Genomic DNA, 21990 nt, shown 5'->3' with positions numbered 1-21990 from the left:
GGTTTTAATGTCCGGCCGATGCACCCGCCGAAGGGGCCGGCAGATGCACCCGCCCGCGCAAGAACGGAATCCGCATAGCATGAGTACGCAGAACAGACTGGTAGACGAATACGACAAGTTTCTGGATTGCGTGCACTGCGGACTGTGTCTTCCCGCCTGTCCGACCTATACCGAACTCGGCGTGGAAATGGACTCCCCCCGCGGCCGCATCCACCTCATGCGGGCCTACGCAGACGGGCGTATCGAACTGACGGATCACTTCGAGACCCATATCAGCGGGTGCCTGGACTGCCGGGCCTGCGAAACGGCCTGTCCCGCAGGCGTCCACTACGGCAGCCTCGTGGAAGCAGCCCGGGCGGAGATCGTCGAAAAGCGGCCCCGGCCTTTCCTCGGCCGGTTGTTCCGAAACCTGGTGTTCGGACGGCTGCTGCCGTCGCGTTTCCTGCTCACCGTGGTTTTCCTGCCTGTACGCTGGTACCAGGCGCTTGGCTTACAAAAACTCGCGCGCAGGCTGGGTCTGACGAAATGGCTTCCTTCCCGATTGCGCGGCATGGAGGCCATGATGCCTGAAATGCCCAGCGCTTCGATGAAGGCGGAGCTTCGGCCGTTCTCTCCGGCGCGGGGGACGGCGGCCTTTCGCGTGGGCCTGGTTACGGGATGCGTGATGAACGAGATGTTTACCCACGTGAACACCGCGACGGTCCGCGTGTTGAACGAAAACGGATGCGACGTGGTCCTTCCCGATACCCAGACCTGCTGCGGCGCGCTGCAGGTACACAGCGGGGAGCGCGGGGCGGCCGAATCACTGGCCCGCAGGAACATCGATGCATTTGAGCAGTCGGAAGTGGATGCCGTCATCATCAACGCCGCGGGATGCGGCGCGCAGTTGAAGGAGTACGGCGACCTGCTGGCCGGGGACCCCGACTACCACGACCGTGCCCGCGTCTTTGCGGACAAGGTCAAAGACGTGCACGAGTTCCTCGCCGGGATACCCGTCAAGGAGGACATGGGGCCGGTCCGGGCACGGGTCGCCTATCACGACGCCTGCCACCTCGCCCACGGTCAGCGTGTCCGCGAAGAGCCCCGGGACCTGCTGAGCCTGATACCCGGCCTCGAACTCGTCGAACTGGAGGAATCGGACTGGTGCTGTGGCAGCGCCGGTATTTACAACATTACCCATCCCGCCATGGCGGACAGGCTGCTCGCGCGCAAGATGAACCACGTGAGGCAGGCTGCGCCGGACGTGGTGGCCACCGGCAATCCCGGCTGCATCCTGCAGATCCGGCACGGCATAAACCGGGACGGCGAGGAGATCGAGGTCCTTCACCCGGTTGAGCTTCTTGATCGGGCCTACCGCCTGAAACGCGAGGAAGAAGCGAACACTCAGTTGTCCGTATTTGACGGAGCGTAGCCGGCTAACCGGCGAACGGGTTCAAACCCGGCACCGCAAACCCAACAGGAGATTATCCACTATGCCTGTTTTTGAATACCACTGCTCCCATTGTGACGTGGATTTCGAAATGCTCGTCTTGAACGCGGCCGCATCGGAAAGCGTTTCCTGTCCCACGTGCTCAGAAGACGACGTGGTCAAGAAGTTCTCCACTTTCGCAACAGCTGTATCGGCAAAAGACCCCGCGGCTTCCGCGGCAACTCCGGCACCTGTTCCCTCCTCGTCTTGCGGACCGGGCTGCGGATGCCATCATTAATCCTGTTTATCCCATGAAACCCATTTGCTGGTCGCCAGTGCTTTCGGGCCGGTTTCCCGAATTGCGGTACGACACCGCGGACCGCCCCAATACGGACAGAAACGCATGCAAATTGACGTGAAAATCGGACGGATCGGATCGGAAGTAGACACTACCGTGGTCATCGGGCTATTCACGGAGGATCGGCTCGAAGAGAGCGACACCGCGGTCATGGAATCCGCCTTACACCGGTATCTGCGAGACGTGTTGGCCCTGGGAGATTTCAAGGGCAATGACCAGGAAGTCGCGGTGCTGTACCCGCTCGGTCAGGCGCCGCCGGACCGTGTTATCCTCGTGGGACTCGGGTCGCGCGAGGAGTTTACCCTTGAAACGGCACGACGCGCATCCGGTGTCGCCGTCAAACGGGCACTGAAGCTCGGCGTATCCGAATTATCCATAGCCGTGCACGGAGAGGGCGGACCGGGCGGCCCAGGCGCACCAGACGACCCGGGCGGACCGGGCGGCCCGAACGCACCAGACGGCCCAGGCGGCCCAGGCGGCCCGAACGCACCAGACGGCCCAGGCGTGCCGGGACCCGAGCTCAGGGACTGCGCGCAGGCCACGGTGGAAGGCCTGTTGCTGGGCGCGTACCGGTACGACGGCTTCAAAACCGGCGATACGGATCGCCCCGCGCTCGAGTCGGTGGCCGTCGTAACTTCGAAACGGGCGCAGGCCTATGAAATCAGGGACGGGATCGAAGCCGGCCGAATAAGCACCGCGGGCACGGCCCTGGCACGGGACCTTTCAAACGCGCCCGGCAATGCGATGACCCCGCGCAAGCTGGCGGCCGCCGCCCGGAAAATGGCCGGGGAAACCGGAATGAAATGCCGCGTCCTGACGCGGAAGGACATCGAAAAGGAGCGCATGGGCGCCCTGCTCGCCGTCAACGCCGGCAGCGAGGAGCCGCCTCGATTCATCGTACTGGAACACGGCGAAGCGTCCGACGGATCGGATACGCTGGTATTCATCGGCAAGGGCATCACCTTCGACAGCGGCGGCATATCCATCAAATCGAGCGGCGGCATGGAGGAAATGAAGCACGACATGTCCGGTGCAGCCGCCGTGATCGGCGCGATGCAGTCCATCGCCATGTCGAAACCGTCCCTGCACGTGGTGGGACTCGTACCGGCCACCGAAAACCTCCCGGACGGCAGAGCACTGAAACCCGGAGACATCATCTCGACCCGATCGGGCAAGACGATCGAAGTGATCAATACCGATGCCGAAGGGCGCCTCGTACTCGCAGACGCCCTGGAGTACGCGGAGCGGTACCGCCCGGCCGCGGTCATCGACCTGGCCACGTTGACGGGAGCGTGCGTGGTCGCCCTCGGACACGCCGCAACGGGGATGATGGGCAATGACGACGGGTTGCAGGACCGGGTCCGTACAGCCGGAGAAACCGCGGGTGAGCGGGTCTGGCCGCTTCCGCTGTGGAAGGACTACCACGACCAGATCAAGAGCCATATCGCCGACGTGAAGAACACCGGAGGACGGTGGGCCGGTGCACTGACCGCGGGCGCATTCCTGGCGAAGTTCGTCGAACGTCCCTGGGTCCATCTGGACATCGCGGGGACCGCGTATACGGATGCGAGCAAGCCATATTGCCCGAAAGGAGCCACGGGAGTGGGGGTACGACTGCTGCTGCAACTGGTAAAGGACTGGAACAGCTGATCCATGCGCATCGTCCAACTTTCCGATCCCCACATCGTTCCAGCGGCACAACAGCCCGTGCACGGCCAGGATACCCTGGAACGACTGCGGGCCGCCGTAGACGCCGTCAACCGGTTGAACCCTTCGCCCGATCTCGTCGTGATGACGGGCGACCAGAGCAACGACGGTAACGAAGCATCGTACCTTGCCTTAAAGGACGTCCTCACTCACCTTCGCTTTCCCTGTCACATGGCCCTGGGCAATCACGACTACAGGCCGGTCTTCCGGCGGGTCATGCTGGAAGATACCGATGCGGATTCAGCCCCCTACTACTATGCCCTGGACCGTTCGGCCCACCGGATTATAGTGCTCGATACCCAGGACGAGGGCGAGGTATCGGGAAGGCTTGACGACGACCAGTTGGAGTGGTTGGAGCAGGAGCTGTCCTCCGCCCAGTCATCGGTCATCTGCATGCATCACCCGCCGGTACCGGTCGGTGTCGCCTGGATGGATGAACTGATACTGCTGGATAACGAGCGGTTTCTGGAGATTTGCAGAACCGCGGCCTCGTTGCGCCTGATCCTGTGCGGCCACGTGCACCACGACTTCCGCATGGACCTGGGCCACACCACGGTCCTGACCGCGCCGAGTGTGGGCCTGCAATTCCGTAAGGACCCCGTGGTCAAGCCGGACGGCACCCGCGTCATCGCGACGGACGAACCCGCGGCCTTCCGCATCGTCGATATCGACGGCCCGCACTGGAAGACCTCGATTCACCAGCTCAGCCTGTGACCGTTTCTTATCCGGACCCGGTACATGTTGATCGATGATCTGAGAGAAATACAGTCGCGTCACGGGTTTCTGCCCGAAGAGGAATTGAAATCCCTTTCCGAACGCAAGGGCATTCCGCTCTATGAAGTCCATGGCGTGGCCAGTTTCTATCCACACTTCCGGCTGAAGCCTCCTCCCGCGGCCTCACTGCGAGTCTGTACCGATCTTTCGTGCCATCTCCACGGGGCCTGCGACGTGCTGGAGACCCTGCGGGAATCCGTGCGCTACGCCGGCCTGGACCAGTGGGAAGTCTCCGGGGTTTCCTGTCTCGGCCAGTGCGACGGCGCACCGGCGGTCTCGATCAACGGCCGCAGCTACCGTTCCATGACCGGAGAGCGGCTCGGACGGTATGTTTCCCGCCTGGCCGCCGACGGAAAGATCGCCCGTCAGCCCATTCGGCGAACGATCGGTCCTGGTTGCATCGATCCCTATGAACACCCGCTGGCCGCGGAGTCCCTGAAACAGTGGGTCTCACGCGGCGACACGGAAGGGCTGGTGCAGGCCGTCAAGGACAGCGGGCTGCGCGGAATGGGCGGGGCCGGGTTCCCGACCGGCGTCAAGTGGGACCTCGTACGTAAAACGGAGTCCGGCGTGAAGTACGCGATCTGCAACGCGGATGAGAGCGAACCGGGCACGTTCAAGGACCGCGAGATCCTCTACCACTACCCCCATCTCGTCATCGAGGGCCTGATCCTGGGCGGTCTCGCCGTAGGGGCCGACAAGGGATACCTGTTCCTTCGCCACGAATATGACCGCGAGCGTGAAGTGCTCGAGCGGGCGATCAAGGCGTTCTATTCGGCCGGTTACCTGGGCGGCGGCTTGCTGGGTTCGGCCCATTCGTTTCACCTTGAGATCTTCGACAGTCCGGGAGGATACATCTGCGGAGAGGAGACGGCCCTGCTCGAAGCAATGGAAGGGAAAAGGGCCGAGCCTCGCAACAAGCCGCCTTTTCCCGGCACGCACGGGCTTCACGGACGGCCCACCTTGATCAACAACGTCGAAACCTTCGCCTGGGTGCCCGCCATCCTGCAACGCGGCGCCGACTGGTTCCGGTCCCGGGGGGTTAACGGAGCGACTGGACGCAAATACGTCGCTTTGAGCGGTCACGTCAACCGGCCCGGTGTATACGAGATTCCACTCGGAACCAGGGTCTGCGACCTCATCCGGGACTACGGGGGCGGTGTCGCCGGGGGGCACGAACTGCTGGCCTTCTCTCCCGGGGGCACGTCATCGGGTTTCCTGCCGGCTTCCATGGCGGATATCCCCCTCGATTTCAAACCGCTGGCCGATGCCGGCTCCATGCTGGGTTCCGGGGCAGTCATCGTACTGGCCGAAGGGTCGGACATGGCGGACCTGGCACGGAACGCGGTGACATTCTTCCGTAACGAGTCCTGCGGCAAGTGCGTGCCCTGCCGTACGGGTACGGAGCACCTGGTCCGGTTGCTGGATACGATCCTGGAGGGAGACGCCCGGCCCGATGCACTGGAACCCGTGGCGGACGTCGCCGAGGCGATGGAACTCACCTCGATCTGCGGTCTGGGCCAGGCCGCCGCGCTGCCCCTTACCTCGGTGATCAAGCATTTTCCCTCCGCCTTCGAATCACGTGGCTGTCGACCGGAAGGCCACGGGGAGAATATCGGGGGCGTTTCGGATGAATAGTCGCACCGTCACGCTGACGATCGACGGCAGAAGCCTTGCCGCACCGGAGAGCGCCACAATCTGGGAAGCGGCGCGCACCGCCGGTATCGACATCCCCACCCTGTGCCACGACCCTAAACTGGAACCGGTCGCCGTGTGCCGCGTCTGCGTGGTCGACGTAGAGAACGCCCGCACGTTGCCGGCAGCCTGCATCCGGCAGGTCGAAGAAGGCATGAACGTGCGCACGGACACGGACCGGGTGCGCAGGGCGCGCCGCACCCTCGTGGAACTGCTGGAGGCCGGGCAACCGCCCGTGGATGACCGCAGAAAGTCCGTCGAACAGGACGAACTCGCGCACCTGGGTGCTCAGCTTCAGTCCGATCCTTCGCGTTACGCCGCCACATGCGCGAACCCTCCACTGGAGCCCGACCTGTCCTCGCCCGTCATCGCGGTGGACCTGAACGCGTGCATCCTGTGCGACCGGTGCATCCGCGCCTGCGACGACGTGCAGGTGAACGACGTCATCGGCCGATCGGGCAAGGGATGCGAAACGCGCATCGCCTTCGATAACGGCCTGCCCCTGGGCGGGTCTTCCTGCGTGTCCTGCGGTGAATGCGTGGCCACCTGTCCCACCGGCGCCCTCACCGACAAGCGACTGGTCGATACCGGGGTGAACGGGTCCGACGCCGGGGCGTACGGTTCCGGCTCCACGGCGAACGGTTCCGGCTCCGCGGCGAACGGTTCCGGCTCCGCGGCGAATAGTTCCGGCTCCGGGGCGTATGAATCCGATGCCGCCGCGAACGTCCCCGGGGCCGACCCCGACGCCACGCTTGGTGGCTCCGGTACCCGGCAGGTCGATTCCATCTGCCCCTATTGCGGCGTGGGCTGCGGGATCTCGTACCACGTGCGTAATGGCCGTATCGAGAGCGTCACCGGCCGGGACGATACCCACACCGAGGGCCGGTTGTGCGTCAAGGGGCGGTACGGCTACGACTACGCGCATCATCCCCAGCGTCTCACGAAGCCCCTCGTCCGCCGGGAGGACGCCTATCCGAAACAGCCGCTGTCGGCGGACTTCGAGGACTACCGGGACTTCCGCCGCTCGCTCCGGTCGACGGAATGGAACGACCGCATACGGGAGGTGTTCCGCGAGGCCGAGTGGGACGAGGCGCTGGACCTGGCGGCGCGTCGGTTGCTGGAGATCAAGAAAACGCTCGGTCCGGGCGCGCTGGCGGGTTTCGGATCGGCCAAGGTGACCAATGAAGAGGCCTACCTTTTCCAGAAACTGATCCGGGTGGTCTTCGGCACCAACAACGTCGACCACTGCACGCGCCTCTGCCACGCCTCGTCCGTGGCGGCCCTCACCGAGGCGATCGGCAGCGGGGCGGTCTCCAACGCTTTCCAGGAAGTCCTCGAGACCGATGTCATCTTCGTGATCGGTTCGAACACAGAAGACAACCACCCCGTGGCCGCGTCCTACATGAAACAGGCTGTAGCCCGTGGTGTCCGGATGATCGTACTCGATCCCCGGCGGCCGACCATCGCCGATCACGCGACCCGGTACGTGCGGTTCAAGCCCGGCACGGACATCGCGCTGCTGAACGGGCTGATGCACGTGATCCTCCGGGAGGGCCTGCAGGACCGGGACTTCATCGCGCGCCGGACCGAACGCTTCGATACGCTGGAACCCTTCCTGGCACGCTATACGCCAGAGATGGCATCCCGAATTACGGGCGTTCCGCCATCGGTGATCGAGGAGGTGGCCCTGGAGTACGGCCGCGCAGAGCGCGCCATGATTTTCTGGGGCATGGGCATCAGCCAACACGTCAACGGTACGGACAATGCGAGAGCGCTGATCTCCCTTTGCCTCATGACGGGCAACATCGGCCGCCGGGGTACGGGCCTGCACCCGCTGCGGGGCCAGAACAACGTGCAGGGCGCATCCGACGTGGGACTGATTCCCAGGTTCTATCCCGGCTATCAGTCCGCGGACGACCCGGAGGTGCAAAAGCGTTTCGAGGCGGCATGGGATACCGCGCTCGACCCAGACTCCGGACTTACGGTCGTGGAAATCATGCACGGCGCCCTCGACGGAAGCATCGCGGGCATGCTCATGATGGGCGAGAATCCCTTCCTTTCGGACCCGAACATGAACAAGGTCAGAAAGGCCCTGCAGCGGCTTTCGTTCCTCGTCGTGCAGGATGTCTTCCTGACGGAGACCGCGGAGTTCGCCGACGTGATCCTGCCCGCCTCCACCGCGGCGGAGAAACGAGGGACCTATGTCAACACGAACCGCATGGTGCAGATCGGCAGGCAGGCGATCGAGCCGCCCGGCGAGGCCCGTCTGGACGGGGATATCCTGATCGACCTGGCTAACCGGATGATCCGCATGGAACAGGGGGAAAGCGGCCCGCGCTGGGCATACGACGGACCGGAATCGGTCTGGGAGGAAATCGTCGCGCTGACCCCCATATTCCAGGGCATCACCTACGAGGCGATGGAGCAGGACACTGTGGTCTGGCCCCTGGAAGAACCCGTGCTGTTCACCGGCGACTTTCCCCAGGGCCGGGGCCGGTTCACGCCCGTATCCTTCGCCCCGCCGGACGAACTGCCGGATGACGAATACCCCTTCGTGCTGAACACAGGACGCGTTCTGGAGCACTGGCACACGGGCACCATGACGCGCCGGGCCCGGGCACTCGACGCCATTTCGCCGGAGCCCTTCGTCGAGATGACGCCCGGGGACCTGAAACGCCTGGGTGTCGAAGCAGGCGACCCGGTGTCCGTATCCTCGCGACGGGGCGCCATAACCCTCAAGGCGAAGTCTTCCGGACGCGTCGCCGACGGCAGTGTCTTCATCCCCTTCCACTTCAAGGAAGCCGCGGCCAACATCCTGACCAACGATGCCCTGGACCCCGACGGCAAAATCCCCGAGTTCAAGTTCTGCGCGGTGGCCGTGTATCCAGCGCCATCGAGTGATTAGCAAGCAACTCACGCAGTCCTCCGATACGACGCATTCCGGTTCCTTTCTGCTGTTTCGTGAATCATGACGCGCCTGGCGCCTCGTTCGAGGAGCAGGAAATGAAACTATCTCGTTCCGCTATTCGTAGTAGGATTGTGAACACGACCAAGAGCGGCGAAAGCGCAACGGGTTTCGAGTTCGACGAGACGTACCGGACGCATTACCGGCGGATTCTCGCACTTTGCAGATATCTTCTGAAGTCCGTGTACGAAGCCGAAGACGCGGCCCAGGAGGTCTTTCTCCGGGCATACCGGAGCCGGTCCACCATGGACGCGTCGAAGTCGCCCCTGAACTGGCTGCTCAAGACCGCGACCAACCACTGTCTCGACCGGTTGCGTCGCCGGAACCGCGAGGTGAATTTCTATGAATCCGCCGATCCCGAACAGGTCGGCCCGTCAAAGGTTTCCGAGGATACGCTGGAGATCCTGGTGCGGGCGGAGAAAGGTGACCAGGTGCGATCGGCGATACAGTCGCTCCCGGACCGGTACCGCGTGCCGCTCGTATTGGCCTACTACAACGAGTTCACTTACGACGAAATCAGCCACGCCCTCAATCTGAACCGGAACACGGTGGCGACGCTGATTTACCGCGCCAGAAGACGATTGCGAGAGGAGTTGACCGGATTATGCCGACCATGACCGACGAATCGATGCACCAGGACGCGTGTCCACCCGAAATCGTCTGCTCGACCTACGCCGATGGCGAGCTGGCCGGTTCCGAAGCACGGGCGTTCACCGCTCACCTGGAAAGCTGTCCCCGTTGCCAGGGCATTGTAAATGCGTTCCGCAGGGAAAGAGACGCCCTCTTCGAAATCGTGGGAAACGCGGAGGCCTTTCTTGTTGAAACGCAACCGGCACAGGTGTCGGCGCCTTCGCCCATTCACACCATGAAGCTGCTGGGACTGGTCATCGGACTCGCGGCACTGATGCGGGTGGGAATCGGCTGGGTGATAGGACTGGAACTTCCATGGAGTATAGAGTGGCTGAATCCACTGAACGTTTCCGGTCAGTTGTCCATGCTGTTCAGCACCGGTGCTTATTTCATCGAATACTACCAGAATGGAGGTACGACCATGGTTACGCTGATTAGCGAGTTAGGCCTGGCTATCGGGTTCATCGTGCTGCTGGCTTCACTGTATCTTCTGGTGCGGAGGCCGGCCGGCACGCTGGTCGTGCTCGGAGGGCTGCTGCTGATGCTGGGACACGTCCGCCCCGCGGAAGCCATCGAAATACGGTCCAGAGGAGATATCTCGGTGGATGCCGGCGAGATCGTAGACGACACCTTCGTCGCCTTCGGCCGCACCGTCAGGATCGACGGCGAGGTGACGGGAGACCTGATTACCTTCGCCCAGTCGATCGAAATCAATGGAACGGTCCTTGGGGACATCTACTCGTTCGGCAGGACCATCGAGGTGGATGGCCGGGCGGGCGGCGGATTCGCCGGGTTCGGCCAGGTCATCCGCATAGGAGACTCGATCGGTCAAAGCGTCTACGGTTTCGCGCAGTCGCTTCGTTCCAGCCGTGACGCAACGATCGCGGGAGACCTCTTCGCCTTCGGGGAGGATGTCAACGTAGGCGGTTCGGTCGGTCGAAACGCCACGGTGTTCGCCAGTACGCTGACGATATCGGGCGACGTGAAGCGGGACGTTACCTTCCGCGGCCAGGTCGCGACTGTTCAGTCTTCCGCGGTCATTGGCGGGAATCTCGACGTGGGACTGCCCGACGTGGAGGACCTGGAGGTGGATTCCGCCGCGGCTATATCCGGCGAAACCATCGTGGACGTTCCCGAACCGGGACGGGAGGAGGAGGAAAAGGACGGGATCCTCTCAGTCTGGACCATCGCGTGGACGGTCCTGTGGCTGGTCACGGCGTTCCTGTCGGGCCTGCTACTGCTCTGGGCACTTCCCGCGCTCCGGCGCGTACCGCTGGACAATCTGACCGGCATACTAACGTCCGCGGGGCTCGGATTCGTGCTGGCCACGGCCACGCCGATCCTGGCGGTCGTACTCGCCGTGACACTCATCGGACTGCCGGCCGGACTGGTCGTTGGCGCCGTCTGGGCGTTGAGCCTGTACGTGTCCAAGATCGTCGTGGCCCATTTCCTGGGCAACGCGCTGTTGCGGCCGAAACAGGAGGGCGTCCGTTCACTGCTGCTGCCCCTGCTCGCCGGCCTGGTGCTGGTCCTGATCGCCGTCAGCCTGCCCTATGTGGGCTGGGTCATTAATCTGCTGCTGGTCATCATCGGCCTGGGCGCCATGGGACAAGCGCTGTACCGGAGCGCGGGTAACCGGGTGGCCGCGGCCTGACGATCTTAGAGGCAAGGCCGGAAGGGTGGAACCAGATCGGGCGGCCGCGTTCGGACTTTCAGACGTCGTCGCCCGATCTTCATCAAGTGGCAGGCCCTTACGAGCCGTACCCTCACGGGTCGTACCCGGTCCAGAATGCCCGGCCCCATTCGCTGTCCGCGTCCCCCCAATCATCCCGCCAGTCGAAAAGCCTGGATCGAAGTCCTGCAAGCCGCTCGGCATGAGCTGCTTCGCCGGCCAGATTGCGGCATTCCAGCGGGTCGCGTTTCAGGTCGAACAGCTGGGTAGTCCGGCGTCCGTCGACCACGTACTCGATCAGTTTGTATCGATCGTCCTTCACCATGCGCTGCCACTGGCGGTAGGCGGCGAAGAGCGTGTCCCTCGGGCGTGCGCCGGGATCATCGAACGTCGGCGCCAGACTCACCCCTTCCACGGAACCGGGCGTGTCCAGTCCCGTCAGATCGCACAGGGTGGGAAAGATATCGAGCAGGTACGCGTAAGCACTGCGCCGGACACCGCGGGGGATGCCTGGTCCGGCAAAGACCAGGGGCACGCGTATGCTGTGCTCGTAGAGGTTCTGCTTTCCAAACAGCCCGTGCTGGCCGATCGCCAGGCCGTTGTCCCCGGCGAAGATGACAATGGTGTCGTCCGCCATGCCGCGGTCTTCCAACGCCTGCATGACCCGTCCCATCTGCGCATCGAGGTGGGAGATCATCGCGTAATATTCAGCAATATGGCGCCGCACGCGCGCGGGATCCCGGGGAAACGTCTCCAGGACTTCGTCGCGCACTTTCAGGTCGCCGTTGTCGAAGGGATGGCCGCCCATGAAGTTCCGTGGCAGCGGGATGGCCTCGGGATCATACAGGTCCAGGAACTTCCGGGGCATCGTCCTGGGGTCGTGGGGCGCCATGAACGAGACGTACATGAAGAAGGGATCTTCGGAATCATACCCCTTCAGCCATTCGGCGGCACAGTCCGCGAAGATCTCGCTGGAGTGCCGCCCGGCGTGCACGTGATCCCCTTTGCGGATATTCACTTCGTTCGAGCGGAAGGCATCCGGACACTGGGGCAGCGTGCCTTCGTACCTCCCCTCCGGATCGTAGTCGAACACCGGTACGTTCCAGTGGTCGTCCATGCCCCCGAAGAAGATCTCCGCGCCGTCCGAAAAACTGCGGGCGTAGGACGGGACGCCGTTGTGCCACTTGCCCGTGCCCCAGGTACGGTAACCCTGGGACCGCAGGTATTCCCCCATCAGCGTGTGCGCTGGCGGAATGTCCGCGCCGGCGCCGTCGAGACGGAAGAGGGTGCGGCCGGTGTGCAGCATGGCCCGGCTGGGCATGCAGATGGCGGCCGATGTACCCCCGGGGATATGGGCGTGCGTAAACGTCACGCCCCGGGCGACCAGCCGGTCCATGACGGGCGTGTGAACAAGGGGATTCCCCAGCGCGCGTATCGTATCAAAGCGCTGGTCATCGGTAAAGAAGAACAGGATATTGGGCTTGTCGCGGCTCAAATCGCGTCCCTTCCCTGGCTAACGGCTCGTTAGGATGCAGACTCCGGAGGTTACTTCGTGAGTCTGGAAAGTAACGGGTTGACATGATCAAAGTCAAATCGGTTAGTCGGCCTGGGAGAACGCCTTGTTCTCCTTTTGCCGGTCCGCCTAACGTCCTATATTGCGGAATCGTCAGGAGATTGTGGGCGTGCACGGCGGGTCCAATTCGTCAGGACCCGTCCGCGGGGGCCGGCCATCATTTGAAAGCGAGCAACCTATCGCCGCGACAAAGGCATCAAAGGTTTCTTATTTGCGTGTGGACGATATCGAGGTGGAAGTCCACCGGAAGCGGATCAGGCACCTGTACCTCAGGGTGATGCCGCCCGACGGACGCCTGAGAGTCTCCGCGCCGCTTCGCATCGGCGATGATTCAATCCGCCAGGCCGTGGAGCGACGTATCCCCTGGGTCCGGCGGCAGCAGGCCAGGCAACGCCAACGGGTGCGGGAATCCGCCCGGACCTGGGTATCGGGCGAGCGCCATTACGTGGAGGGGATTGCCCGCGTGTTGAACGTCACCACCCATGAGGGGAAGCCGCACATCGGTCTCCTGGGTGATTCGACGCTGGAAATGCGGGTTCGTCCGGGAACCGGCCGGGACGAACGGGCCGACCTGCTCGAAGGGTGGTACCGTGAACGGCTGAAGGCGAGTATCCCGCGCCTGATCGCGGTGTGGGAACCGTTCATGGGCGTGACGGTGAAGGAATGGCGGATCCGCAGGATGAAAACCCGCTGGGGTAGCTGCAGTGTCCGAAACGGCAGGATCTGGCTTAGCCTGGAGTTGGCCAAGAAGCCGATGCGATGCCTCGAGTACGTGATCGTCCACGAAATGGCCCACTTGATCGAGCCCTCACACAACCGCCGCTTCTGGGGCATCCTCGACCGGCACCTTCCCGACTGGCGTGCGCGCAGGGACGAACTGAACCGGTTCCCGATTATGGACGGCAAGGACTGAAATCACCACCCGGTGATCGTGGTCGTCCGTCCTTCGGCCAACCCGGCCGTCCAGCGCTGCCGCAAGCCCGACCGTCCACCGTGCCGCCAGCCCGGCCGACCACCGTGCCGCCAGCCAGAATTACCTTGTGCAACACCCCCTTACGGCCTATTTTCAGACCGGCATTCCGGATCGTCAGATATGCCCTTCAGGCGGCGAATCCCGAACGCGTGGTGTCTGTAAAAACAGCAGAACGCGTCGTAGACCATAAAACCCGTGGAGCAACGACTTACCTGTGTCTGGCCAGTTGTTCAAACCCTTTGAAGGAAAGATAGAATACCCCGCCATGGAGGAGCGCATCCTCGCATGGTGGGCGGAGCATCGGATATTCGACAAGTTGCGCGCGCAATTGGCGGACCGTCCCACGTGGTCCTTCATCGACGGTCCGATTACCGCCAACAACGCCATGGGCGTCCACCATGCCTGGGGCCGGACGTACAAGGACATGTACTGCCGGTACAAGGCCATGAAGGGGTTCAACCAGCGGTGGCAGAACGGTTTCGACTGCCAGGGGCTCTGGGTGGAAGTCGAGGTCGAACGGGCGTTGGGATTCGATTCGAAGCGGGATATAGAAACCTACGGCCTGGCGGAGTTTTCCCAGGCGTGCCGCGCGAGGGTGGACGAGTACGCGGAGCGGATCACGCGGCAGTCCATCCGCATGGGCCACTGGATGCAGTGGTACCATGAAGACGGCCATCCGGCGTCCTACTTCACGCTGGACGATAACAACATCGAACATATCTGGCACTTTCTCAAGGCCTGCGACGACCGGAAATGGCTGCACAGGGGCCACCGGTCCATGCCCTGGTGCTGGCGGTGCGGCACCAGCCTGAGCCAGCACGAACTGGTGGATTCCTACCAGGAGCAGACCGATCCCTCCTGTTTCTTCCGCTGCCGCGTCGGCGACCGTGAAGACGAGTACTTCCTGGTCTGGACCACCACGCCGTGGACCCTGACCGCCAATACGGCCCTGGCGCTGCACCCGGAAGCCGATTACGCGAAGGTGGTCCTGGACGGCGCACACTACTACCTGATGAAATCGCTGGTCGAGACGGTATTGCCGGCGGAAGCCGAAGTCGTCGAGACGGTGAAGGGAGAGGACCTGGTCGGCCTGCCGTTCCACGGTCCGTTGGAGGATCTTCCCGCGCAGCGGGAGGTCAACCGCGCCACCGTCCCGTGGGATATGGTCTCGGACGAGGAAGGCACGGGGATCGTCCATATCGCGCCGGGTTGCGGCGCCGAGGACTATCAGCTCGGGCAGGAACTGGGCCTGGACATCATCGTGCCGATCGACGAGAACGGCTATTTTACAGACGATATCGGTCCGCTCGCCGCCACCCATGTACGGGATTCGGCCGAGGGCGTCCGGCGCGAGCTGGAGTCCAGGGGCGTGCTGTTCCGCTGGGAAGACTATACGCACCGGTATCCCTTCTGCTGGCGGTGCAAGACCCCCCTGGTCTTTCGCCTGGCCGATGAATGGTTTATTTCCGCGGACGAGATCAGGGCGCCGATGAAGCGGGCCGCCGCCACGGTCCAATGGGTACCCGAGTACAGCGGCCTTCTGATGCAGGACTGGCTGGACAACATGGGCGACTGGTGCATTTCCCGCCGCCGTTTCTGGGGGCTGCCTCTGCCTTTTTACTGTTGCGGGAACTGCGGCCACATCAATGTCATAGGCAGCACGGCCGAACTGCGCGAACGGGCAGTGAATCCCACGTTCGTCGACGATCTGCCGGAACTCCACCGTCCGTGGATCGACGAAATCGAAATCACCTGCGAGCGGTGCGGCGAGGCCGCCCGCCGGGTGACCGAAGTGGGCGACTGCTGGCTCGATGCCGGGATCGTACCCTTTTCGACGCTGAATTACCTGCCGGAACACCGCGGGATCGAAGGCACGATCCGGTCGGAACGCGGACCGGAAGCCGAAAGAGACAAGGCGGGTGTTGCCTCGCCCGGTCCCGATTCCACCTGGGAAGCGTGGTCTCCCGCGGACTGGATCACGGAAATGCGGGAACAGATCAGGCTTTGGTTCTATTCCCAGTTGTTCATGTCGGTGACCCTCTACGACCGGTCGCCGTTCAAGGCCGTGCTTACCTATGAAGAGATGAGGGACGAAAACGGCGAGCCCTTCAGCAAGAGCGGCGACAACGCCATCGCCGTGGAGGACGCCACGGCCCGCATGGGCGCCGACGTGATGCGGTGGCAGTACGCCGGCGCGCCTCTGAACATGGTCTTTCGTTTCGGCTACGGACCCGCCGAGGAAGTGACCCGGAAGATGCTGCGGCTGTGGAACGTCTACGCATTCTTCGTGACCTACGCCAACCTGCCGGACTGCCCGCCGATTTCCGCTTCCGCCCCCGCAACGGACCGCAGCGAACTCGACCGTTGGGTGCTTTCGCGGCTTCATCAGCTGATCCGCCATTGCAACGACCGGATGGACCATTTCGATTCGGCGGCGGTGGTCCGCGAAACGGAACGGTTCATCGACGTGCTCTCCACCTGGTACGTCCGCCGGAGCCGGCGCCGCTTCTGGAAGAGCGGCGATGACGCGGACAAGCAGTCGGCCATCCAGACGCTCTACGAAGTGCTGGTGACGATGAGCAGGCTGATCGCGCCCATACTTCCTTTCTCCGCCGAGGAACTCTACCGGAGCCTGGTCCCGCCCGTCGAACCATCGGCGCCGGAAAGCGTCCATCTCTGCCCATACCCGGAGGCGTCCGGCGAACTGATCGACCAGGATCTCATGGACGACATGGATGACCTGATGCAGGTGATCGAACTGGGCCGTTCCGCACGCAACGATGCCCGGATGAAGGTCCGCCAGCCGGCGTTCCGGATGCTGGTGAAACCCGCGACCGCCCGGCAGGGCAAAACCATCGATCGGCTGCGCGCACAGGTGCTGGAAGAACTGAACGTGAAGGAGCTCGACCTGGTGGACAGCGACGATGCGTTTCGCGGATACGCGGTCAAGCCGGTCTTTTCGAAGTGGGGTCCCCGGTTCGGCAAGCGGCTCAATGACGTTCGGGAGGCACTCGAGGCATTGGACGGCGACGAGACCGGCGCCTTCGTCGCGGGCGGCGAGGTCCTTACGCTCGAGGTGGACGGTGAACGGGTCGATCTGTCGCCCGATGAGCTCGAAGTCGAACGGGTGGATGCGGAAGGACTGTCCGTGACTTCGGACTTCGGATGGACGGTCGCCATCGACACCACGGTGACCCGAGATCTCCTGCTCGAGGGACTGATGCGCGATTTCGTCCGCCACGTGCAGAATCTCCGTAAGGAAGCCGATTTCAACGTGGATGACCGGATCACGCTATTCTACGAAGCGGAAGGCGACCTGGCCGAGGCCATCGATACCCACGCCGACTACATCAGGACGGAAACGCTGTCGACGGTGCTTCGTGACGAGCCCGTACCCGGAGATGTCCACTCCGGCGAACTCAAGCTCGGTGAGCACGTCGCCCGCATCGGCGTGTTGAAGTAAGCTTCGGTGGCTCCGGTGGCGCGAGGTCCGTCCCGTCCCATCCTCCGAACCGGGACCGGGCCCCGCTCCCGCGCCGGCCGGCCCCACGGCCTGCGAAAGGACGGACCGATGCGACGTACGAAAATCGTTTGCACCATGGGTCCCGCCATCCGTTCTCCCGAGATGATCCGCCAGGTACTCGAGGCCGGCGTAGACGTCTTCCGTCTCAATTTCTCCCATGGCACCCCGGACGGCCACAGGCGCAGCATCCAGCGCATCCGATCCGCCGCGGACGACCTCGGCAAGCCCGTCGCGATCCTCCAGGACCTGCCCGGTCCGAAGATCCGCATCGGCACGTTTCAGCACGGTCCCGTTCACCTCGGTGCGGGCGATGATTTCACCCTGACTACGGAACCGGTGCCCGGCAGCCGGGCCAGGGTGTCGGTGAACTACGCAGGCCTTCCGGATGAGGTTCAGCCGGGTCAGCGCCTGCTGCTGGCCGACGGCCTGGTCGAACTGCGTATCGAGGCCGTGGAACCGCCCGAAATTCGGTGCAAGGTACTCCTCGGCGGTTCGCTCTCCGATCACAAGGGCATCACGGTACCGCGTGGGGCAAAGGGTATCAACGCTTTCACGGAAAAGGACCGGGAGCTATTGCTGGAAGGGCTCGACATGGGCGTGGAAATGGCCGCGCTTTCTTTTGTCCGTAACCGGGATGACGTGCTGCGTGCACGTAAGCTGCTGGACGATCGGGGGTCGAGCCTGCCCCTGATGGCGAAGATCGAAAAACCGGAGGCCGTGGACGCGCTCGACGAAATCCTCCCGGCCGTGGATGCGCTCATGGTCGCACGGGGAGACCTGGGTGTGGAAATCCCCTTCGAGGATGTCCCGCTCGTGCAGAAGGACATCATCGCCAAGGCCCTGCATACCGCACGGCCGGTCGTCACGGCCACGCAGATGCTGCGGTCCATGGTCGATAATCCACGGCCCACGCGGGCGGAGGCCGCCGACGTGGCCAACGCGGTCCTCGACGGGTCGGACGCGGTGATGCTTTCCGAGGAAAGCGCCACCGGCGCCTACCCTGTGGAGGCCGTACGTGCGTTGGCGTCCATCGCGGAACAGGCCGAAGCCAGGTTGTTCCAGCGAACAGCGCATGGATATCCGGAGCGTCGGGAGATTCCCGATGTTTCAGAGGCGATCAGCCATGCATCCTGCGTACTCGCGCTGGAATCAGGTGCAAAGGCCATCGTCTGCTGCACGCGGTCGGGTCACACCGCCCGGGTGGCCGCGCGACACCGGATCAGCGTGCCGATCATTGCCGTCAGCCCGGAAGTGGCGACCGTTCGCCGCCTCGCCCTCGTCTGGGGTGTCAAGCCGGTGCTGTGCGCCGAGTTCGACACGACGGACGGGATGATCCGCACGTCGCTCGACGCGGCCCGGGAGGCCGGCGGCCTCGGCCGGGGAGATCACATCGTCATCGTCGGCGGATCGCCGTCGGCGGGACCCGGTCACACGGACTTCGTCCGGGTCGCTGCCGTGCCCTAGATGTACGTGCTACCGGTCGACCTGTAGGTTCGTCATCTTGTAGGTTCGTCGTTCTGTAGATACAATGTATACACTACGCATTGGAAGCGAGGATCCATGACTCCCGGCGGACTGACACCCGTCGACTGGGCCATCATCATCGGATACGCCCTGGCGACGATATCGCTGGGCTATTACTACAGCCGCAGGCAAAGCACCATCAGCGAGTATTTCACCGGCGGGGGCCGCATGCCGCCGACGCTGATCGGCTTCTCGCTGTTCGCCACGCTGCTCAGTACCATCTCCTACCTGTCCATTCCGGGCGAGGCCATCGGCAAGGGCCCCGTCTGGATGCTCAACTACCTGACGATACCGATCATCTTCGTGGTGGTGGGCTACGGGCTGATTCCCGTTTACATGCGAACGCGCGTGACGAGCGCCTATGAACTGCTGGAGGACCGCCTCGGCGTGGGCATCCGGCTGCTGGGCGCGGTGATGTTCATCCTGCTCCGGCTGGTCTGGATGGCCCTGCTCATTTACCTTTCCGCCAAGGCCATGACCGTCATGCTGGGCGTGGGTGATGACTGGATCCCTGTCATCACCCTGGTAACCGGGCTCGTCGCGGTCATCTACACCTCGCTGGGCGGGCTGCGGGCCGTCGTGATCACCGACACGCTCCAGACCCTGCTCATGCTCGGCGGCGCCATCCTGGTGATCGTCACGGTTACCCTGCATTTCGACGGATTCGGCTGGGTTCCGAGCTCCTGGCAGTCCCATTGGGACGCCCAGCCCGTCTTCAGCCTGGACCCGTCCGTGCGCCTGACCGTGATCGGGTCCATGTTGGCGTCCATGACATGGGCGATCGCCACGGCCGGAGGCGACCAGACCGTGGTGCAGCGCTTCATGGCAACCACCGACGCCCGCGCGGCCCGGCGGTCCTACCTGACCCAGCAACTGGTGGGGCTCTGCATCGGGATCACCCTGTGGGTCGCGGGTTTCGCCCTTCTCGGCTTCTTCCAGGACCAGCCCGGCCTGCTGCCCGCCGGCGCCGACCTGGACGGACAGGCCGACCATGTGTTCCCCCACTACATCGCCTACTACCTGCCGCCCGGCGTATCCGGGTTCGTGGTCGCCGCCATGTTCGCGGCCGCCATGTCCAGCCTGGACTCGGGTGTGAATGCAATTACGGCCGTGGTCTCGACAGATTTCATCGACCGGTTCAGGAAGTCGCCGGCAACCGAGATCCAGCTGACGCGTACGGCGAAAACGCTCGCCTTCGTCATCGGCGCCATCGCCGTGGGCGCGAGTTCGCTGATGGAACTGGTGCCCGGCAACATCACGGCGGTGACCAACAAGACCTCGAACCTGCTGACCACGCCCATATTCGCCCTGTTCTTCTTCGCGCTGTTCGTGCCCTTCGCCCGCCCCGCAGGCGTCGTCGCGGGCGCCGTGTGCGGCGTCCTCACCGCCTCGCTGATCGCCTTTTCCGGTCCGCTCTTCGGCATGTTGCCCGACGGGAACGACCCGGTCAGCTTCATGTGGATCAGTCCCGTGGCCCTGGCCGTGAACCTGGGAGTCGGCACGGCGGTCAGCTGGATGCTGGCACGGAATGGGAAACCGAATCATGCAACAGGATAGGAAACTCACCCGGCTGCAGACGGCGCGCGGGATGCGCATGTGGAACGTGAACGGCATGCTCGAGTCAGTGCATTCGGCGATTACTACGGGCGTCTACACCACGGGTTACGCGTTGCATCTCGGTGCATCCAGCGCCATGATCGGTTTTATTTCCGCGTCCATTTCCATCAGCCAGTTGCTTCAAGCCTTCTCCCCACTGCTGATCGAGCGTCTGCAACGGCGCAAGACGCTGTGCCTGTCCGCCAATGCCGTCAGTTCGTCGCTCTGGCTGCCCATCGCCTTCATCCCCTTTCTCTTCTTCGAGGTATACCAGGTGCTTGCGCTCATGGGCTGCATCGCCCTGTCGAAGGCCGCCATGTCCCTGGTTTCCCCGGCGCGCCAGTCCTGGCTGACCGACCTGGTTCCCGACGAGATGCGCGGCCGCTTCGTCGCCCGGCAGCGCAGTCTGACGGCGTCCGCCGGACTGATCACGTCGGTCTGCGCGGGATTCTTCCTGAGTACGTACGCCGTGGGAGACGAGCAGGAAGGCTTCACTACACTGTTCATCACGGCCGTGGTTTTCTCCGGCTTCGGGGTCTTGGCCTGGTCCCGCATTCCCGAACCGCAGAAGCGCCAGGGAGAACACGTCCCTTCGAACCAGTTGCTTAGCCTGCCCTTCCGGCACGGACCCTTTCGCAGACTGATGTTCCTGGTATCGGGACGGCTCCTCATCGCCCAGATCGCCGCGCCTTTCTTCACGGTCTACATGTTGCGGACGTTGGAGGTCTCCTACGCCCAGATCGCGATCTACTCGGCTATACAGACCATCGCCACGATCATCATGAATCCCTTCTGGGGTTATCTGGCGGACAAGTACGGATACAAGCCCGTCATGTCGCTTACCGCCGTGGGATTGGCCGTGTTTCCACTGGGATGGGGGTTCGTGACCCTGGAAAACTACTGGATCATGGTGCCGCTGGTGCAGGTCTGGGGGGGCAGCATGAGCGCGGGTTGGGGTACCGCCCGGTTCAATCTCATCGTCAAGACGGCCCCGGCGGTCAACCGCTCCGCGTTCCTCGGTTGCTACTCCGCGGTATCGAGAGGGTGTGCGGCGTGTGGCGCCGTACTGGGCGGCATTGCCGCCGATCTGTGTACGTCCATTCCCGCCGTCTCCTTCTTCGGCTACACTTTTGCGGGACTGCAGTACCTCTTCCTTTCCAACGGGGCGCTGCGCATCGCCTACATGGGCCTGCTGGCCCGCGTGACCTCCGATTCGCAGGTATCTTCCCGGGACGTGATCAACCGCGTGCGCAAGGGGAACCCCATCGCGACCCTGTGGCACCTCGTGCGCATGGGTAAATCGAGCAATCCCTCGGTCCGGGCCCGGGCCGCCCGTGAACTGGGTGAAACGGGCAGCCACCTGGCCGTGGACGAACTGATCGCGTTGCTGGAGGACAGCGACCGCAACGTGCGCCGGGAGGCTGTACAATCTCTGAGCAGGATCGGCGCGGCGGAGGCCGTGAATCCACTCCTCGAGTGCGTGGGCAATCCGACCTCGGACATCGCGGAAGAGGCCGTGGAAGCCCTGGGCGCGGTGCCGTCGTCGCTCAGTCTCAATATCCTGGTGACTCTGCTGCACGACGATCGACCTG

General features: G+C 63.5%; 13 protein-coding genes. 12 read left to right on the top strand and 1 reads right to left on the bottom strand.

The features are described 5' to 3' along the window. Positions 1-79: 79 nt before the first annotated feature. From OXH56_07440 to OXH56_07410, 7 genes are all read left to right on the top strand, one after another. Positions 80-1411, top strand: a complete 1332-nt coding sequence (locus OXH56_07440) for a heterodisulfide reductase-related iron-sulfur binding cluster (GenBank protein ID MCY3555140.1) — start codon at positions 80-82, stop codon at positions 1409-1411. 400 nt (positions 1412-1811) lie between these two features. Further along, a complete protein-coding gene (locus OXH56_07435; GenBank protein MCY3555139.1) occupies positions 1812-3416 on the top strand; it encodes a leucyl aminopeptidase in 1605 nt (534 codons plus the stop codon). 3 nt (positions 3417-3419) lie between these two features. Continuing rightward, positions 3420-4187, top strand: a complete 768-nt coding sequence (locus OXH56_07430) for a phosphodiesterase (protein MCY3555138.1) — start codon at positions 3420-3422, stop codon at positions 4185-4187. A 24-nt stretch (positions 4188-4211) separates the two neighbouring features. Then, a complete protein-coding gene (gene nuoF, locus OXH56_07425; protein MCY3555137.1) occupies positions 4212-5885 on the top strand; it encodes an NADH-quinone oxidoreductase subunit NuoF in 1674 nt (557 codons plus the stop codon). After that, positions 5878-8847, top strand: coding sequence for a formate dehydrogenase subunit alpha (fdhF, locus tag OXH56_07420; GenBank protein ID MCY3555136.1), 2970 nt, complete (start codon positions 5878-5880; stop codon positions 8845-8847). The genes nuoF and fdhF overlap by 8 nt, the downstream gene beginning before the upstream one ends. A 98-nt stretch (positions 8848-8945) precedes the next feature. Further along, on the top strand, positions 8946-9524 hold the full coding sequence (locus tag OXH56_07415) for an RNA polymerase sigma factor (GenBank protein ID MCY3555135.1): 579 nt from the start codon (positions 8946-8948) through the stop codon (positions 9522-9524). Beyond that, a complete protein-coding gene (locus OXH56_07410) occupies positions 9512-11191 on the top strand; it encodes a zf-HC2 domain-containing protein (GenBank protein MCY3555134.1) in 1680 nt (559 codons plus the stop codon). The genes OXH56_07415 and OXH56_07410 overlap by 13 nt, the downstream gene beginning before the upstream one ends. 112 nt (positions 11192-11303) lie before the next feature. Here the strand turns inward: OXH56_07410 and OXH56_07405 are convergent, their stop codons facing one another. Further along, the gene (locus tag OXH56_07405; GenBank protein MCY3555133.1) at positions 11304-12704 is read right to left on the bottom strand and encodes a sulfatase-like hydrolase/transferase; all 1401 of its coding nucleotides are present in this window, start codon (positions 12702-12704) and stop codon (positions 11304-11306) included. 295 nt (positions 12705-12999) lie between these two features. On the opposite strand from OXH56_07405, the gene OXH56_07400 reads away from it, so the two are divergent. The 5 genes from OXH56_07400 to OXH56_07380 form a co-directional block, all read left to right on the top strand. After that, the gene (locus OXH56_07400; protein MCY3555132.1) at positions 13000-13695 is read left to right on the top strand and encodes a SprT family zinc-dependent metalloprotease; all 696 of its coding nucleotides are present in this window, start codon (positions 13000-13002) and stop codon (positions 13693-13695) included. Positions 13696-13969: 274 nt separating this feature from the next. Next, entirely contained in the window at positions 13970-17218 is a 3249-nt protein-coding gene (gene ileS / locus OXH56_07395; protein ID MCY3555131.1) for an isoleucine--tRNA ligase, read from the top strand. A gap of 108 nt (positions 17219-17326) precedes the next feature. Continuing rightward, positions 17327-18742, top strand: coding sequence for a pyruvate kinase (gene pyk / locus OXH56_07390; GenBank protein MCY3555130.1), 1416 nt, complete (start codon positions 17327-17329; stop codon positions 18740-18742). Positions 18743-18838: 96 nt separating this feature from the next. After that, positions 18839-20359 (top strand): sodium/solute symporter, encoded by a 1521-nt coding sequence (locus OXH56_07385; GenBank protein ID MCY3555129.1) that lies wholly within the window; start codon positions 18839-18841, stop codon positions 20357-20359. Further along, positions 20346-21990: MFS transporter (locus OXH56_07380; GenBank protein MCY3555128.1), on the top strand; the 1645-nt coding region annotated here is incomplete at its 3' end. The genes OXH56_07385 and OXH56_07380, both read left to right, overlap by 14 nt.

Source organism: Gemmatimonadota bacterium, from assembly GCA_026702745.1.
In the GTDB taxonomy this organism is placed as follows: domain Bacteria; phylum JAAXHH01; class JAAXHH01; order JAAXHH01; family JAAXHH01; genus JAAXHH01.
Note: the sequence above shows the minus strand (reverse complement) of the source record. Positions and strands in the feature narration are given on the sequence as shown.